Below are 17,346 nucleotides of genomic sequence, written 5' to 3'. Positions count from 1 at the left end.
CTACACCACCTCGACCTCGTAGATCCCGCCCCGGTAGCCGCTGCCCTCCTTCGGCAAGGAGGTCAGGTAGACCAGGACGAACCGCGTGGTCACCGGGTCCTTCAGCTCGATCGCCGCCGCCGACTTGGCCTTGGCCTGCTTCCCCACGGTACGCCACTGGCCGTCGGATCCGAGCGGCGGTTTGCCCACCGTCGCGGGGTCGGTCTTGGGCACCCGGACCTCCACGTCCGTGCCGTTGCCGCTCAGCCGCAGGTTCACGCCGGTGACGTCGACGGGCTTGCCGAGGTCGACGACGAGGCCGACGCCACGCTTGAGCCCACCGAGATCGGGGTTACCCAGGTACTTCACGGTCCGCCACCGCGTCTCCGGGTTGCCGTCGACCGCGAGCTTCGCCTCACCGTTGTTCTCGTCGTTCGGCGGGTCGCCCTGCGGGTCGAAGGTGCGGACGGCGGCGACCGGCAGTGGCCCGGCGGTGGGGCCGGCACTGGGTTGGCCGGTCGTGGTCGGCTGACCGGGCTGGGCGCCGCCATCCCGCTGGTTGAGGACGACCGCCGACCCGATGCCGGTGGCGAGCAGCAGCAACCCCATGGCCGCCACCAGCGCCAGCCAGCGGCGCGGTCGGGGCCCCTCGTTCGCCGGCTTGCGCAGCGACCGGGTGGGGGGTGGCGGGGTCGGCTGCCGGATCAGGGTGACCCGGACCGAGTCCTCGTTCGGCCCGTGCGCCGGGCTCAGAGCCGAGCGGGTGACCGGTGAGGTGATCGACCCGGCCGACCGGGCGTGCAACGGGATGGTGATCGGCGGGGTGGACGTGACCTTGGGGATGGGCTGCCGCAGCCGGCGCTCGAGGTCGGCGGAGGCGTCGGCCGAACCCAGCACCTTGGTCAGCGCGTTGACCACGTCGTTGGCCGAGCCGAGGCGCGCGGCGCGATGCCGCGGCGGGTCACCCAGGATCTGGTCGCAGACCACGTCGAGCGCAGGGGAGACCCCGGCGCGCACTTGGCGGGGACTCATCAGGTGCCGGCCGGCCACAGGGGCGGCGGGCAGGCTGAAGGCCGGTCCACCGGGCCAGCGGGAGACCAGGCAGGCGTAGAGCAGGCGGCCCAGGTCGACGACGTCGGCCTGCTCCGGACCGAGGTGGGGGGCCCGCGGCAGCGCGTTGCCCGGCGCCGGTCGCAGTGCCGCCTCGATCAGCAGCCCGACGATCTTGACGTGACCGTCGGGGGTGAGGATGACGGTGTCGGGGTTGATCCGCTGGTGGTGCAGACCCAGTCCGTGCACCCCGGACAGGGCGTCGGCGACCTCGCGGACGACCCAGGCCGACTCCAGCCCCGACAGCGGGCCGTGGCTGAGCAGCACCTCCAGCGACCGGCCGACCGCGTACTCGCAGACCACGTACGAGCCCAGCTCGGGATCGTCGCTGTGCACGGCGTCGAGGACGCGCAGGAAGCGGGAGTCGACCGCCAGCGCGGCGCGGCGGGCCGTCTCGAGGATGTCGGCGGCCTCGGGGTCCAACGGGGCCAGCAGGTGGACCACCACGGAGCGGGACAGCACCAGGTCGAACGCACGCCAGGTGACCGAGCGCGGCGACTCGGCGAGCAGCTCCTCCATCCGGTAGCGGTAGCCCAGCACCGTGCCGGCACTGGTCACGATCGCGGGCAGGGTGCTCGGGGAGGCGTCGGGGGTGAGGCTGTCGCCGCTGGCTCCGCCGGCACCGTCGTCCCCGGCCGGGTCGAGCGGTTCGGGGGTGGCCGGCACCCCGCCGAGGACGTCGGTCGGGCCTGGTGCCGAGGGCGGGGCCGATGCCGGGCCGGTCATCCGGTTCGCGCCGGCAAAGGTCACCATGTGATCCGCGTTCTCGGTCGGGCCGGCCACGGGAGTGGCATCGGCGGATGTCCCGATGCTAGGCGAGAGGACCGGCCGGAGGATGGTGGAATCGCCGAAGTCGTCCCGATCGTGCGGACTCGTCGGCCCGGATCCGGTCCCAGCGGTCCCCGGGGTCACTCCCGTCCCGGTGGCCCCGTCCGCCCCGAGGGCCTCCTCCGCGACCGCGGCGGTGGGGTTGCCCTCGTCCGTGGGGGCGGCCGACGCCGGTGCGCCCCGACGGCGGCGCAGGACCGTGTCCACGATGTCGGTCACCTCGGCGATCCTCAGCACCCGGGCCAGGGCGGCGTAGCTGACGACGGCGATGAGGCCGGCGACGGCCAGGGCGAGGGCCCGGGACAGCTGGCTGTCCGTGGCCATCAGGCGCTGGACCAGCCAGGCGATCGCGGCCGCGGGGGCGGTCGCCGCCAAGGTCCGACCGATCAGCGCGAGGACCGGCCGCAGGGCCAGGTCGGGCAGGGACTTCTGCAGCCGCCGGTAGGACAGCGAGACGCCGACCACGTACGCCAGCGAGTAGCCGAGGGCCAGCGCGGCGGCCACCAGCGGGGGCGAGTCGAGGGCGATCACCAGTCCGGCGCCCAGCACCACGTTGGCGGCGGCGATGACCACCTGGATCCCGAAGGGCGTCTTGGTGTCCTCCAGCGCGTAGAACGCTCGGAGGCAGACGTACTGCAGGGTGAAGGGGACCAGACCCACGCCGAGGGCCATCAGGGCGTAGCCGGTGAACTGCCAGTCCTGGGCCCCGCGGCCGAAGCCGAACACCAGCTGGGCGATCGGCAGCCCGAGCACCACGAACGCCACCGAGGTCGGCACGAGCACCGACAGCGCGAGCCGCATGGTGCGGGTCGCCTCCTCGGCGACTCCCTTCAGGTCACCGGCGGCGGCGAGCCGGGAGGCGCTGGGGAGCATCGCGGTGGCCAGCGAGACGGTGATCAGCGAGTGCGGCAGGATCCAGATCGCGTACGCGTAGCCGTACGCCGCGAGCCCGCCACCGTCCTGCCGGATGGTGGCGGCGGTGGCCAGCTTGTTGACCACGACCAGTGCGAGCTGGGTGACCAGGACGTAGCCCAGCACCCACTTGGCCAGCCGCAGGGTGTGGCCGAGCCCGGTCCGGCGGAAGTCGAAGCGCGGCTGGAAGTGGTAGCCCGACGAGCGCAGGTAGGGCAGCAGGATCGCCGCCTGCGCGGCCACCCCGACGGTGGAGCCCACACCCAGCAGGGCCTCCTGGCCGGGGGTGAAGGCGGCACCGGTGGACGTCTGGCCGAAGGTGACCAGGAACAGCAGCAGCACACCGATGGAGACGACGTTGTTGGCGATCGGGGCCCACATCATCGGACCGAACCGGTCCCGGGAGTTGAGCACCTGACCGGCCAGCACGAAGGCGCCGTAGAAGAAGACCTGGGGCATGCAGTAGTACGCCAGCGCCACCATCGACTGGTACTGGGCGGCGACGCTCGGGTCCTTCCAGCCACCGGCGGAGTAGAGCGCGATGATGGCCGGTGCGGCCAGGGTGAGCACCAGGGTGATGACGAACAGGGCGATCAGCCCCAGCGTCATGATCCGGTTGGTGTAGGCCTCGCCCCGGTCGGCGTCCTTCTTCACCGCCCGGACGATCTGCGGCACCAGGACGGTGTTCAGCACCCCGCCCGCCAGCAGGATGTACATGCTGTTCGGCACCGTGTTGGCCAGCGTGAACATGTCGGCCTGCCGGGTGCCGTTGCCGAACAGGATGACCAGCAGCACGAAGCGGCCGAAGCCGAGCACCCGGGAGACGGCGGTCCCGGCGGCCATCAGCGCACCCGAGGAGATCAGCCGGGAGCGGGCCTGTCGGTCGGTCTGTCGGGACGAGGAGTCCCCGGCGGGAGTCGACCCGGTCGGTTCGGACGAGCCCGTCGGTTCGGACGAGCCCGTCGGTTCGGACGACCCGGTTGGTTCGGACCGGGGCACCTGGTCAGACATCGAGGGTGTCCTTCGAGCCGTCGGGGGCGTCGGCCCGGTCCGGGGGTCGTGACACGGCCAGCGGCTCCGGCTCGTGCTCCTCCGCCGCCCGTTCGCGACCGACCTGCCGGATCCGCAGCACGGTGGTGCCGACCAGCACTATCCCGGCCGCGATGGCGATCAGCCAGCCGATGGTCCCGGCCTGGGTGGCGGTCACCTCGACCGGCTTGGAGCGACCGACCGAGATCCCGTCCGGGGACTGGAGCTGGGCACGCACCCTGACGCTGCCGTTGGTCTCGGCCTGCACCTGCGCATCGACCGTGACGGTCTGGCCGGCGTCGACCCGGGCGATGTCGATCGGCGCGACCGTCAGGCGCTGGCTGGCGCTGGAGCCGAAGACGATCCGCACCTTGATGGCGTTGGTGTCGGGGTCGGCTCCGGCCGGGAGGTCGTTGCGGACGGTGATCGGGAAGGTGCCCAGCCGGCCCGTGGTGCTGACCCGGGGGATGACACCGAGCGAGATCCGCTCGTAGAGCACGTCGTCCAGGTAGTCCTCGACCGTCGAGGTGTAGCGCTGCGAACGGGTCTCGTCGTCGCGCCAGCTCAGGCTCACGCTGCGGGGCAGGGCGATGGCGGCGTCGGCCTGGGCGACCCGGGGTTCCACCAGCAGGTCGGTGTAGGTGCCGAACTGCTCGCTCAGCCCCCGCGCCGCGGCCAGCTGGGCGGCCGTCAGCTCCGCGTCGCGGGCGCCGGCGGTGTAGCGGTACTCCCCGGACCAGGCGGCCGGGGTCGCGGTCAGCAGCTGGGTCAAGGTGGCGCCGGCGAGCCACGGCGCAGCCACCTCGTTGTCGCGACCGGCCGTCTGGTTGGGGTCGGTGACCACCCGTACGCGTCCCGCCGGGGAGCCCTCGGGCGCGGACCGGGCCGCGATCCAGGTGTCGGCCAGCATCCGCTGCTGCACCTTCGCCGGAGTGCTCCGCGGAGCCGGGCCGGGGCCACCACCGGAGGCGCCGGCGGTGTAGCGGACCAGGGTCGAGCCGGCCGGGCCCCGCAGCACCGGGGAGTCGATCGCGGTCGCCGTCCTGATGGTCGCGTCGGACAGCAGGATGACGGCGGGGTCGAGCGCGGCCACCGCCTGCACCGTCTCCTCGTCGGCCGTCCCGTTGCCGGGCAGGACGAGGAGCCGCAGACCGGCTGTGGCGGGCACCTGGGCGCCGATCCGGACGGCCTCCCGCAACCGTCCGGTGTCGCCGTCGTGCACCAGGGCGGTCACGTCGGGGTTGCCGTACGGGAGCCGGTAGCCGTCGCCGGAGGTGATCAGGCCCGCCAGCCGGCTGAGCCAGGTCTGCGCCGCCGCGGCGCCGGTGCCCTCGCGGCTGGTGCCGTCGTCGGAGAGGACCCGGTAGCCCGCCACCATGGCTTGGACCTCCTGGACCAGGGCGGGGTCGATGGCGAAGCTGGTCCCCTGGGCACCAGCGGCCTCCAGCAGCCGGGTCAACCGGCCGTCGCCGCTGAGCTCGTCGACCAGGTGGTCGTCAGCGAAGTAGCCGGTCCGGACCAGGCTCGGGCGGCTGGAGAGCACCACGACCGAGGTCTGGCGGACCTTCTCCTTCGGCGTCTCGGACACGACCGGCAGGAAGGTCCGGCCCCGACCGACGGTGATGTCGGGTCCCACGCTGTCGGTGCGGCCCCGCAGGTGCACCCCGATCAGGTAGATCCCGTCGATGTCGGGCAGCTCCAGCTGGGCCAGGGTCGCCGTGATGGTGAAGGAGGTGGACTCGTCGGGCTCGAGCGTCCGGTCGTCCTCCGACGGCACGTTGACGAAGAGGGACCCGCCCAGGGCCCGGGCCCCCAGCGGGTCGTTCGCCGCGGAGGCGAGCGCGGCGGTCATCCCCTCGGCCGTCTCGATCGGGTCCAGCGAGCGCCAGAACGCCACCTGCAGGTTGGACAGCTCGACGTCGGAGGTGTTGGTGACCCGACCGGAGAGCGTCACCTTCTCGTCGGGCTGGTCCCGCGAGGGCAGGGCCGGGCTCACCTGGTCGATGCTGACCCGGGCCCACGCCTCCGGCTCCGCCGCGTGGGCGGTCGTCGCGGTCAGCAGCGGGGCGGCCACGAGCACGGGGAGGCCGATCACCGTGACCAGCAGGGTCGCCAGCAGCGCCCGTACGGCCCTCACCTGCTTCCCCACGTCACCAGGTGGATTGTAGTGATCGGGCCCGGGGGATCCGTCCTTTCGCGACAGGCCTGCCCGGCGCCGGACCGAAGACGGTCCGGCGGGCCCCCGTGGAGCGGCTAGCATCGACCCCCGTGTCTGGAGCCGATCGGTTGAACCGTGCGCAGGCGAACGCGGTGGCCGAGCTGTTGCGGATCGCCCCCGTCGCCGACCGCCTGGGTGAGCTGTTCGCCGCCGCGGGGCACCGCCTCTTCCTGGTGGGGGGCAGCGTCCGGGACGCGTTGCGCGGCGAGCTCGGTCACGACCTCGATTTCACCACCGACGCCCGACCCGACGACATCGAGGCGATCCTGCGGTCGGTGACGCCTGCGGTCTGGACCATCGGCAAGGAGTTCGGCACCGTCGGCTGCCGGGTCGACGAGCCGGCGGGCGGCGGCCCGGAGGCGAACGGCGCGGTCGTCAGCTGGGTGATCGAGGTGACCACCTTCCGCTCCGACGTGTACGTCTCCGACAGCCGCAAGCCGCAGGTCCGCTTCGGCGACACCCTCGAGGGCGACCTGGTCCGGCGCGACTTCACCGTCAACGCGATGGCCGTCGAGCTGCCCGGTCACCGGTTCGTGGACCCGTACGGCGGGCTGGCGCACCTCGCCGCCGAGGTGATCGACACCCCGGGGACACCGGAGCAGTCGTTCAACGACGACCCGCTGCGGATGATGCGGGCGGCCCGGTTCACCTCCCAGCTGATGTTCACCCCCGCCCCGCGGGTGATCGCGGCGATGTCGGCGATGGCCGAGCGGATCGCCATCGTGTCGGCCGAGCGGGTGCGCGACGAGCTGTCCAAGCTCGTGCTCACCGACCGGCCGCGGGCCGGGCTGGGCCTGCTGGTGCACACCGGGCTGGCCGAGCGGGTGCTGCCCGAGCTGCCGGCGCTGCGCCTGGAGCGCGACGAGCACCACCGTCACAAGGACGTCTACGAGCACAGTCTGACGGTGCTGGAGCAGGCGATCGACCTGGAGTCGCGGCTGTCGGAGCAGCCCGACCTGGTCAGTCGGCTGGCCGCCCTGCTGCACGACATCGGCAAGCCGGCCACCCGTCGCTTCGAGGCGGCCGGCAAGGTGTCGTTCCACCACCACGACGTGGTCGGAGCCAAGCTCGCCCGGAAGCGGCTGACGGCGCTGCGCTACAGCGCCGACCAGGTGGCGGCGGTGTCGGAGCTGATCGAGCTGCACCTGCGCTTCCACGGGTACGGGGACGGCCACTGGACCGACTCCGCCGTCCGGCGCTACGTCCGTGACGCCGGCGACCAGCTGGAGCGGCTGCACGTGCTGACCCGGGCCGACTGCACCACCCGCAACAAGGGCAAGGCCGACCGGCTCCGACGCGCGTACGACAACCTGGAGGCCCGGATCGACGAGCTGGCCGCCGAGGAGGAGCTCGCCTCGCTGCGGCCGGACCTGGACGGCACCCAGATCATGGCGATCCTCGGCATCGGCCCCGGCCGCGAGGTGGGGGAGGCGTACCGGTTCCTGCTCGAGCTGCGGATCGAGGAGGGCCCGCTCGGTCCTGAGCGCGCTGCGGAGGCGCTGCGTGCCTGGTGGGCCGCCCGGGACACGGCCACCCCGCGCTGACCCCCGTCCCACTGCCCGTGCCGACGAACGTGCGCGTCCGCCTGCTCCGCCGGCGTCGGCAGGCCGGCTCAGGCGCCGGCCACCGGCTCGGCGGTCTCGCCCCGGAGTGACTCGGTGCCCTCGTCCATCGACAGCCGGCGGGTGACCAGGGCGAACCCGAGCCCGAGCAGCGCGTACGCCACCGCGAGCCCGACGATGATCGGCACCGACACCCCGTTCGCCGGCAGGATGACCGCGCCGATCCCGGCGGCCACGACCAGGGCGACGTTGAAGATCATGTCGTAGAGGACGAAGACCCGGCCCTTGAACTCGTCGTCGACGTGGGCCTGGACCAGCGTGTCCACGCACAGCTTGATGCTCTGGGCCGTGATCCCCAGCAGGAAGCCCGCGACCAGCAGCGGCACCTTCGCGAAGATCGCCCCCGGCAGCAGCTGGAAGACCGCCGACGCCAGGAAGGCGACGACGACCAGCCGCCGGACGCCCCAGCGCACACTCAGCGGAGGGGTGACGGCGGCCGCGGCCACGAAGCCCGCCGCGGTGATGACGGCCAACAGCCCGAGGTCGGCCAGGGCCGGGTTCACGTCGGTGGGTGCGTTCAGGTAGTTGCGGAAGACCAGGATCATCGCGACGGTGACCACGCCGTACGCCACCCGGTGCAGGCCGATGGTGATCAGGCCCAGGCCGGCGGGGCGGCGCTGCTTCAGGTGGGCCAGCGCCTCGACCAGACCGCGGACCACGTCACGGGCCAGGGCCGGGTCCGGCCGGTCCGGACCCAGGGCGTCCCGGGGGATCCGCAGGGCGAGCGCCGTGCTGATCAGCCAGCCACCGGCGGCCAGGCAGAACAGGACGCCGTTCGCCTGGTAGTCGGCCATCTGGTTGCCCAGCACGACCCGCAGGGTGGTGCCCAGGCCGACCCCGACCACGGTGCCGAGCGGGCCGATGGTCGGCATCACCGAGTTGGCCACCATGTACTCGCCGGCGTCGATGGTGTGCGGCAGCGCGGCCGACAGAGCGGCCAGCAGGAACCGGTTGAGGCTCATGGCCAGCAGCACGCCGGCGTAGAACGCGGCGTCGGACCAGCCCGTCCGGAGCCCCGATCCCACCAGTGCGGCCAGACCCACGGCCAGCACGGCGCGGGCGAGGTCGAGCACCACCAGGATCTGTCGGCGGGACCAGCGGTCCAGCACCACCCCGACGAACGGTCCCAGGATCGAGAAGGGCAGCAGGGTGACGGCCAGGACCGTGGCCACCGAGGCGGCGTCGGGCTGCCGCTGCGGGGAGAACAGCACGAACGAGGCCAGGGCGACCTGCAGCACGCCGTCGGCGGTCTGGGTCGCGACCCGGACCGACAGCAGCCGACGGAACAGCCGGTGCCGGACCAGCTGGCGCAGGCTTCGGACGAACTCCACCCGTCGAGGTTAGGCGCGGCCGCTACTGCTCGCCGTACTTCGCCACGTACGCCGCCATGGTGTCGGACTTCATCGCCTTGCCCAGGGCGGCCAGCTGGGCCTCGTCGACGAGGTCGATCGACTGGCCGTCGGGCGAGGTGCCGAAACCGGACAGCGGGGCCTGCAGCAAGGTGATGTCCTTGGCGGTCAGCCGCAGCGACAGGGCGAGGTCCCGGATGATCTGGTCGGTCAGGCTGGAGTCGACGGTGACGTGCTCGGCCACGCCACCGACGAAGCTGGTGAAGGCCGCCGGGTTGGCGACCACCTCCGGGCTGAGGCCCTTGGCCACGATGGCCTTGATCACGTTCCGTTGGTTCTCGGCCCGGTCGAGGTCTCCTCCGGGCAGGCTCTTGCGCTCGCGGACGAACCACAGCGCCTCCTCGCCGGCGATGGTGATCTCGCCCTTGGGGTAGTCGAAACCGTGCGAGGAGAAGGCGGTCTTGTTCTTGACCGTCACCCCGCCCAGGGACTCGGTGAGCTTGATGAAGCCCTCGAAGTCGACCATCACGACGTGGTCCATCCGGGTGCCGAGCAGCTTCTCCAGCGTCTGCACCATCAGCTGGGTGCCGCCGTAGGCGAACGCGGCGTTGATCTTGCCCTTGCCGTGACCGGGGATGTCGACCCACATGTCCCGGGGGAACGAGGTGATGAACGCCTGGTCGTGCGCCTTGTTGAGGTGCACCACCATGATCGAGTCGCTGCGACCGGCGCCGGAGTCGTCGGGGTCCCGGGAGTCGGAGCCGAGGAGCACGAAGTTCAGGGCACCGGTTGCCGCCGGGTCGGCACTCGGCCGCGCCGAGGCACCCGAGCCCTCACCGGGCAGCACGTCCTCCCGCTTGATCTTGGAGGTGACGCTCCGGTCGAGGGTGTAGACGTACGCTGCGCCGGCGACGACCGCGCCGACCACCACCACGGCCACCGCGACGAGCAGGATCCTCAGCCACCGGCGTCGGCGGCGGGGCGGGCTGGCCGGCGTCTCCGGCGTCGTCGTGGTGTCGGACATCTCTACCTCGGACTCGGCGTGTCGACGGGCCGGGTGGGCAGATCGACTGTGGGCAACTCTTCGAGTGTAGGCACCTGCGCTGGTCAGCGGGGGTTTGCGCGGAACCGCGTCGGGCCGCACGGGACCGTGCGGCCGACCCGACGGCAGTAGGGTCGGGCCATGACCATGGCCGAGGACAAGCAGGGGTCGTCGCGGGCCGACGAGGCCGCCGTGCGGGCCGAGCTGGCCGCCGGTGCGGAGCGGATGGAGTCGGCCAAGGCCCAGGAGCTCATCGACGTCTTCCTCACCGAGGCGACGGCCGCGGGCCTGCGACCGGAGCCGCTGCGCGCGACCCTCTACTCGGGCCAGAGCGTCAAGACCGACAAGCGGGGCTGGTACCTCCGCAAGAACCGGTCGGTCGCGGTCGGCGAGGACGGCTGCTACTACATCCTGACCGTGCCGGGCGGGTTGAAGGAGCGCCTGCGCGGGGTGCAGCTCCGCCCGTCGCCGCCGCCGCTGATCGTGGGCAAGGGTGGCCGGGACGGTGAGACCGGCGATCTGTCGGAGTTCCTGACCCGGCGGCTGGCCCAGGGCTGACGTCGACGCACCTCACCGCCCTACGATGCCGTCATGGCGACGTTCGAGGACGTGGCGCGCCTCGCGCTGGCGCTGCCCGAGACCGAGGAGACGACGTCGTACGGCAACGTCTCCTGGGCGGTGAGGAGCCGCGGCAAGGCGAAGAGCAAGGGCTTCGTCTGGGAGCGCCCGCTGAGCAAGAAGGACCGGCAGCAGCTCACCGCGGCCGGCGAGATCGAGGTGCCCCCGGACGAGGTGATCCTGGCCGCCCGGGTCGAGGACCTGGCCGAGAAGGAGGCGGTGCTGGCCGAGCACCCGGAGGCGGTCTTCACCACGCCGCACTTCAACGGCTACCCGGCGGTGCTGGTCCGGCTGGACCGGATCGGCGAGGACCTGCTGGAGGAGGTCGTCACGAGCGCCTGGCTGGCCGTGGCCCCGAAGAAGCTGGCCGACGAGCTCGCCGCCACCGACGACACCACGTCGGGACCGCCCGCGCCGGGATCGAGCTAGACGTCGTCCTCGGTCGCCGCCGACTTCTTGACCTTGGTGAACTTCTTGTACTCCTCGACCACCGACTCGGGATCGCCCTCCATCATCAACCGGCCCTTGTCGAGCCAGATCGCGGCGGTGCACATCTCCTTGATGCTGTTCAGCCCGTGGCTGACCAGGAACATGGCCCGGGCCGACGACCGGAGCTCGGCCATCTTGTCGTTGGCCTTGGCCCGGAAGCGGGCGTCGCCGGTGGACAGGGCCTCGTCCACCATCAAGATGTCGGGCTTCATGTGCACGGCGACCGAGAACGCGACCCGCGCCGACATGCCGGAGGAGTAGGTCCGCATCGGCATCTCGATGAAGTCACCGATCTCGGTCCACTCCGCGACCTCGTCGGCCCGCTCCTCCACCTCCTTGCGGGACAGGCCGGCGGCCAGCCCGCCGAGGATGATGTTCTCCCGGCCGGACAGCTCCTTGTTGAAGCCGACCCCCAGGGCGAGAAGCGTGCTGGCCTTGCCCCAGACCTCGATCGAGCCCTGGGTCGGGGGCAGGATGCCGGCCACCGCCCGCATCAACGTGGACTTGCCGGCGCCGTTGGCGCCGACGATCCCCATCGCGGTGCCGACCGGCACGGTGAACGTCAGGTCCTGGAGCGCGTGCACCTCGCGGACCGAGCGCTGACCCCGCCCGAAGCGGATCAGCGCCTGGCGAAGAGTGGGCTTGCGCTCGAAGGTGGTCCGGTACGTGATCGACAGGTTGTCGACCTTGACGGCCAGACCGGTCTGCTGCTCGTCAGGTGAGCCGGACAGCGAACTCACGCTCCCTCGAGATGAAGAACAGGAAACCGATGATGACCGAGCCGATCGCCCACGCGGCCGAGGCCACCCACATCCACAGCGGGGGGAACGCCTCGCCCTGCAGCAGGTGGGCGTAGCCGGTGAGCATCGGGTACATCGGGTTGAGCTCGACGATCAGCTTCGTCGCCCGACCCATGTGCGACAGCATGTCCGGCATCCACAGCACCGGGGACAGGTACATCCACAACCGGAGGCCGTACGGCAAGAAGTTGGACGTGTCACGGAAGTAGACCTGGCAGGTCGCGAAGAAGGCGGCCAGACCCATGCTGAACACGATCATGGTCAGCAGGAAGTAGAGCGAGACCAGCATCCGCGGGTGCCAGGCCAGACCGAAGACGGCGTGGAACAGCAGGTAGACCGGGATCGTCGGCAGGAACCGCCAGAACGCGGTCCGGACGGCCGACAGCGGGATCAGCAGCCGCGGGAACGCGGTGTTGATGAGCAGTCGGCCCGATCCCGTGACCGAGGTGGCCCCGGACGACGCGGCGGCTTGGACCATGGTCATGGCGAACAGGGCCAGGGTCAGGTGGGTGAACAGCGCCGGGTCATGGCGCTGCCGGATGATGGTGACGAGCAGGTAGTACACCCCGGCCAGCAGCAGCGGGTTGAGGATCAGCCACATCTGCCCGAACACGGTGTTGACGTCGGCGCCCCGCAGCGTGGCCTTGCTCATCTCCGCGGCGAACTCCCGGCGGGCCCACAGCTCACGGAAGTACGGGACCAGGGGTGGCAGCCCGGCGCGGTGCGGTCCGTACTGGTGGTAGACGGGCTCGAAGTCGTCTCGCTCACCGTGGTGAGCGCGGGTCGGCGCTGTCATGTCACCTCTTCTGAACCGTGCAGGCGGATCTGACGCCGGTCGTGTCGTGGGAGCCGGGCCTGCCCGTCCTCGGCAGGACCCCGCCCTCGGTGGGCGGACCACAGTCTGCCACGAGCCCTCCCGCTCACCGGTGATGACGCGGGAGCCGGCGTCGGACCGAGAGCTCCTACCGGGGCCGAAGTATCGCGTTGTTCACATGCGGGGTCTGGTCACCGGCGCCGATCTCGATGAGACTTCGCGGGTACTGCCGTCTGAAGTGGAGGAGTTGTCGCATGGGGTTGCTTTCGAGACGGACCTGGTGGCGGCGGGCGGCGCTGGTCGCGGCGACCGCGCTGGCGCTCGGGTCGCTGAGCGCGACCGGGGCCGAGGCCCACGGGGGCAAGCACCCCAAACCGTCGCCCGCGTCCGTCCAGGTGCGGGTGATCAGCTTCAACGACCTGCACGGCAACCTCGAACCACCCAGCGGGTCGTCGGGTCGGGTGGTGCTGGCCGACGGCACCACCGTCGACGCCGGCGGTGCCGCCTACCTCGCCACCCACGTGAAGCAGCTCGAGGCTGAGGTCAAGAACTCGGTGGTGGTGTCGACCGGTGACAGCATCGGTGCGTCGCCGCTGGCCTCGGCCCTGTTCCACGACGAGCCCACGGTCGAGGTGCTCAACGCGCTGGGGGTGAAGGCGATGGCGCTCGGCAACCACGAGCTGGACGAGGGCTACGACGAGCTGCTGCGCCTGCAGCGCGGCGGTTGCCACCCGGTCGACGGCTGCCAGTTCCGCGACACCTTCGAGGGCACCGACTTCCCGGTCCTCGGGGCCAACGTCTACCTGAAGCGCTCCGGCCGGCCGGCGCTGCTGCCGTTCCGCATCGTCCGTTCCGGCGGGATGCCGGTCGCCATCATCGGCGCCACGCTGAAGGACCTGCCCGACGTGGTCGTGGCCGACGGCATCAAGGACCTGAGGTTCGGTGACGAGGTGTCGGCCATCAACCGCACCGCCAAGGTCCTGGACCGGCTCGGGGTGAAGAGCCAGGTCGTGCTCGTCCACCAGGGCGACTCGCCGCTCGCGGGCAACCCGCCGAACGGCTGCGGCGTGACCAGCGGCCCCGGTTTCACGATCGCGAAGAACGTCTCCGCGAGCGTCGACGCGGTCTTCCTGGCCCACAGCCACCAGCAGTACAACTGCGTGGTCAACGACCCGTCGGGCAAACCCCGGGCCGTCATCCAGGGCCTGTCGTTCGGCCGCCTGCTCTCGGTGGTCGACCTGCAGATCGACCGCCGCACCAAGGACGTCATCCGGTCCAACACGATCGCCGAGAACGAGGTCGTCACGCGTACGGTCACCCCGGACCCGGCCGTCCAGGCCATCGTGGACGAGGCCAAGGCCAAGGCGGCTCCGCTGGCCAACCGGCAGATCGGCACCATCACCGCCGATCTCCTGCGCGCTCAGGCGCCGTCGGGGGAGAGCACGCTGGGCGACGTGATCGCCGACGCCCAGCTGGCCGGCACCCGGGCCAACGGCGCCCAGATCGCCATCACCAACCCCGGGGGGATCCGCGCTGACCTGGTCTACGCCTCCAGCCCGGTCGGCGAGGGCGGCGGCGTGGTCACCTACGGCGAGGCGTTCACCGTCCAGCCGTTCGGCAACATCATGCAGACGGTCACCCTGACCGGCGCCCAGCTGGACGCGGTGCTGGAGCAGCAGTGGCTCAGCGGCGGACGCACGGCGATCCTGCAGATCTCGAACGGGTTCAGCTACACCAGCAGCCCGACCGACCCGATCGGGGCCCGGGTCTCCGACCTGCGGTTGGACGGTGTGCCGATCACGCCGACCGGGACCTACCGGGTGTCGATCAACAACTTCCTCGCCGGGGGTGGGGACGGGTTCAGCGTCTTCGCCGAGGGCACGGACCTGGCGGGGGGACCGATCGACCTGGACGCCCTGGTCGACTACTTCGAGGCCAGCAGCCCGATCGCCCCGCCGCCGCTGAACCGGATCACGGTGAACTGACCCCGCCCGGGAGGTGAAGCAGCGCAGGGCCGGTCGGAGTCACTCTCCGGCCGGCCCTGCGTCGTTCGCAGCTCGACTTGGTGTCGGCGGGCGCGACACGCCGTGCGGGCGGCCAGGTCGCGTTGAGAACGCCGCAGAGTCTGCCCGATCGTCTCTGGTCGCGGTCCCGTCCGCCGGTGTATCACGGTCGGAGCGGCGGTCCTCCTGACGTCGTCGGAGAGGAACCGTCGATGCGCGTGCTCAGTCGTCCTCGGTGCGGGGCTTGTCTCCTCGCGCCGCCATCCGGGTCCACCGCGTCGCCACCCGGGCGGGGGCGGCGGTGACCGCGGCCCGGGCCGGCACGCAGCGGCCGCCCGACCCGAGCAGCTCCCCCGACTTCACCGCGGACGACTTCCCGGTCGAACCGGGGCTGCAGTGCGACATCGTGATGAAGGGTGGCATCACCAGCGGGGTGGTCTACCCGCTGGCGGTCTGCGAGCTGGCCACCACCTTCCGGCTGCGCTCGGTCGGCGGCGCCTCCGCCGGAGCGATCGCCGCCGCCGCCGCGGTGGCCGCCGAGCTGGGCCGGCGCTCGACCCTGCCGGTCCCGACGACCGCGACGGCCTCGACGACCGCGACGGCCTCGACGACCGCGACGGCCTCGACGACCGCGACGGCCTCGACGACTGCGACGACTGCGACGACTCCGACGACCGCAACGTCTCCGACAGGCTCGACGGCGCCGCCAGCCCCGACGCCGGTCCAGGCCGTCGCCGCGTCCTTCCGCGGCCCGGGACCCGGTGCTGACGCCCTGCCGCCCGGCTTCCTCGGGCTCGCCCGATTCCCGGCCCTGCTCACCCAGACCCAGAGCGACGGGCGCTCCCTGTTGTTCCACCTGTTCCGACCCCAGCCCCAGGCACGTCGGCTCTTCGGGCTCCTGTCGGCCGTGCTCGAGCAGAAGACCGCGATGCCGGCCGAGCCGTCGCGCCTCCGGCGGCTCCGGGCGGTGATCGCCGTCGTCGCGCACGCCACCACCAAGGCGCCGATCCGGTCCCTGCTCGGGGTCCTGCTCGGACTGGCCCTGGCCGTCCTGGGCGTGATCGGGCTGACGCTCCGCCCCGACACCGCCGGCCCGGTGGTCATCGTGGCGTTGGTGCTCGCCGTCGTCGTCGGCCTGGTCGCCTGCGTGGTCGGGTTGGCCCTGGCGCTGCTCAGCGGTGTGCTTGCCGATCTCGGCCGGCTGCCGTCGGTGGGGTTCGGGATGAGCTCGGGACGTGGCGCCGACGACACCGCGCTGGCTCTCACCCCGTGGCTGTACCGGCGGCTCCAGGAGCTGGCCGGGCGGCCGTACGAGCGTCCGCTCACCTTCGGCGACCTCCGGCCCGACGAGCTCGAGCTGAAGATGATGACGACCAACCTCTCGCGCGCGCAGCCGATGCCGATGCCCTGGAACGACGACGTGTACTTCTTCGAGCCCGCCGAGTTCGAGGCCCTGTTCGGGCCGGTGGTGGTCCGGGCGATGGTCGAGCACCCCCCACCCCTGCCGTCGGGACCGGTCGCGGCCCTGACCCGGGAGGTGCTGCTGCGGCACGCGGGCAGCAAGCGTCCGTTCCCGCGGGCCGACGACCTGCCGATCATCGTGGCCACCCGGATGAGTCTCAGCTTCCCGCTGCTCATCTCGGCGATCCCGCTGTACGCCGTCGACAACGAGTCGAACGCCACCGTCGCCTACCACGAGGCGCTGCGGGCCCGCCGCAAGGAGCGTCCGGACGCGACGGCGGCCGGGCTCGCCGAGGCCGTCGCCGAGCGGCCCGTGTTCGACGTCAACTGGTTCTCCGACGGCGGGCTGACCGCCAACCTGCCGGTGCAGTTCTTCGACTCCGTGCTGCCGACCCGCCCGACCTTCGCCATCGACCTGGCCCCGTTCAGTGACGACCACCCCCGCAGCCCCGACGAGCGGGACAACAGCTACCTGCCGTCGGTCAACCAGGGCGGCGGCCACCGGCGTACGGCACGGTGGGCGCCCAAGCCGTTGTCGGCTCTGTTCTCCTTCGGGCTGTCTCTGGTCGAGACCGCACGCACCTGGGTGGACCAGGCGTCGCTCACCATGCCGGGCTACCGCGACCGGGTGGTCACCGTCTACCAGGACGGCGCGGAGGGCGGCATCAACCTGGCCATGCCGCCGGAGCTGGTCACCGCCCTGAGCCAACGCGGGCGGTTCGCCGCCGCCCGGCTGGTCGACCGCTTCGGACCGGGTGAGCCCGGCTGGGCCAACCACCGCTGGATCCGCTACCGCACCTCGACCGCCGCCCTGAGCGACTGGCTGGCGGCGTTCACGAAGGGCTACACCAACCAACAGCCCCCGTTCTACGACGCGTTGCTGTCCGACCCCGACTCCCAACCCTGCTACCGGGTCTCCGGCGACAAGCTCGACGCGATCCGCGCCCGGACGCGCGGGCTGCAGGCCGAGGTCGTCGGCTGGGCTGCCGACCCGGCCGACGCCTTCACCGCGAACCGACCCCAGCAGCCGCCCGTCCTGCGGCTGGTGCCGCCCCCCGACGGGGGGTCGTGA

11 protein-coding genes are annotated in these 17,346 nt (G+C 71.9%); 5 read left to right on the top strand and 6 right to left on the bottom strand.

Going from position 1 to position 17,346, the window contains the following annotated elements:
- The gene (gene murJ / locus ABD714_RS10200) at positions 1 to 3,840 is read right to left on the bottom strand and encodes a murein biosynthesis integral membrane protein MurJ (protein WP_344812208.1); all 3,840 of its coding nucleotides are present in this window, start codon (positions 3,838 to 3,840) and stop codon (positions 1 to 3) included.
- Positions 3,833 to 6,007, bottom strand: coding sequence for a DUF6049 family protein (locus tag ABD714_RS10195; RefSeq protein ID WP_344812207.1), 2,175 nt, complete (start codon positions 6,005 to 6,007; stop codon positions 3,833 to 3,835). Before ABD714_RS10195 ends, murJ begins: the two co-directional genes overlap by 8 nt.
- 119 nt (positions 6,008 to 6,126) lie before the next feature.
- Between ABD714_RS10195 and ABD714_RS10190 the strand changes: the two genes are divergently transcribed.
- A complete protein-coding gene (locus ABD714_RS10190; protein WP_425562370.1) occupies positions 6,127 to 7,620 on the top strand; it encodes a CCA tRNA nucleotidyltransferase in 1,494 nt (497 codons plus the stop codon).
- A 68-nt stretch (positions 7,621 to 7,688) separates the two neighbouring features.
- Here the strand turns inward: ABD714_RS10190 and ABD714_RS10185 are convergent, their stop codons facing one another.
- Together ABD714_RS10185 and ABD714_RS10180 are read right to left on the bottom strand one after the other, a co-directional pair.
- A complete protein-coding gene (locus ABD714_RS10185; protein ID WP_344812206.1) occupies positions 7,689 to 9,029 on the bottom strand; it encodes an MFS transporter in 1,341 nt (446 codons plus the stop codon).
- Between the two features lie 22 nt (positions 9,030 to 9,051).
- Positions 9,052 to 10,071, bottom strand: coding sequence for an LCP family protein (locus tag ABD714_RS10180; RefSeq protein ID WP_344812205.1), 1,020 nt, complete (start codon positions 10,069 to 10,071; stop codon positions 9,052 to 9,054).
- 165 nt (positions 10,072 to 10,236) lie between these two features.
- Between ABD714_RS10180 and ABD714_RS10175 the strand changes: the two genes are divergently transcribed.
- The gene (locus ABD714_RS10175) at positions 10,237 to 10,647 is read left to right on the top strand and encodes a hypothetical protein (RefSeq protein WP_344812264.1); all 411 of its coding nucleotides are present in this window, start codon (positions 10,237 to 10,239) and stop codon (positions 10,645 to 10,647) included.
- A 33-nt stretch (positions 10,648 to 10,680) separates the two neighbouring features.
- Complete coding sequence (locus ABD714_RS10170; protein ID WP_344812204.1) at positions 10,681 to 11,136, top strand: MmcQ/YjbR family DNA-binding protein; 456 nt, start codon at positions 10,681 to 10,683, stop codon at positions 11,134 to 11,136.
- Here ABD714_RS10170 and ABD714_RS10165 read toward each other — a convergent pair.
- Both ABD714_RS10165 and ABD714_RS10160 read right to left on the bottom strand, forming a co-directional pair.
- On the bottom strand, positions 11,133 to 11,936 hold the full coding sequence (locus ABD714_RS10165) for an ABC transporter ATP-binding protein (RefSeq protein ID WP_344812203.1): 804 nt from the start codon (positions 11,934 to 11,936) through the stop codon (positions 11,133 to 11,135). The two genes, ABD714_RS10170 and ABD714_RS10165, sit on opposite strands and share 4 nt — an antisense overlap.
- Positions 11,911 to 12,792: an ABC transporter permease gene (locus tag ABD714_RS10160; RefSeq protein ID WP_344812202.1), complete on the bottom strand. Its 882-nt coding sequence runs from the start codon at positions 12,790 to 12,792 to the stop codon at positions 11,911 to 11,913. The genes ABD714_RS10165 and ABD714_RS10160 overlap by 26 nt, the downstream gene beginning before the upstream one ends.
- Positions 12,793 to 13,064: 272 nt before the next feature.
- On the opposite strand from ABD714_RS10160, the gene ABD714_RS10155 reads away from it, so the two are divergent.
- A complete protein-coding gene (locus ABD714_RS10155; protein ID WP_344812201.1) occupies positions 13,065 to 14,795 on the top strand; it encodes a bifunctional metallophosphatase/5'-nucleotidase in 1,731 nt (576 codons plus the stop codon).
- A gap of 262 nt (positions 14,796 to 15,057) precedes the next feature.
- Positions 15,058 to 17,346 carry a hypothetical protein gene (locus ABD714_RS10150; RefSeq protein WP_344812200.1) on the top strand — a complete coding sequence of 763 codons (2,289 nt, stop codon included), beginning with the start codon at positions 15,058 to 15,060 and terminating at the stop codon, positions 17,344 to 17,346.

Source organism: Microlunatus aurantiacus (assembly GCF_039536605.1).
Lineage (GTDB): Bacteria > Actinomycetota > Actinomycetes > Propionibacteriales > Propionibacteriaceae > Microlunatus > Microlunatus aurantiacus.
This window is presented reverse-complemented; position numbering and strand designations above follow the sequence as displayed.

What these genes read in the sequence shown, in the direction of transcription:
- ABD714_RS10170 (WP_344812204.1), top strand. Translation starts at nt 10,681, where the DNA reads ATGGCGACGTTCGAGGACGTGGCGCGCCTCGCGCTGGCGCTGCCCGAG.
- ABD714_RS10180 (WP_344812205.1), bottom strand. Translation starts at nt 10,071, where the DNA reads ATGTCCGACACCACGACGACGCCGGAGACGCCGGCCAGCCCGCCCCGC.
- ABD714_RS10160 (WP_344812202.1), bottom strand. Translation starts at nt 12,792, where the DNA reads ATGACAGCGCCGACCCGCGCTCACCACGGTGAGCGAGACGACTTCGAG.
- murJ (WP_344812208.1), bottom strand. Translation starts at nt 3,840, where the DNA reads ATGTCTGACCAGGTGCCCCGGTCCGAACCAACCGGGTCGTCCGAACCG.
- ABD714_RS10175 (WP_344812264.1), top strand. Translation starts at nt 10,237, where the DNA reads ATGGCCGAGGACAAGCAGGGGTCGTCGCGGGCCGACGAGGCCGCCGTG.
- ABD714_RS10155 (WP_344812201.1), top strand. Translation starts at nt 13,065, where the DNA reads ATGGGGTTGCTTTCGAGACGGACCTGGTGGCGGCGGGCGGCGCTGGTC.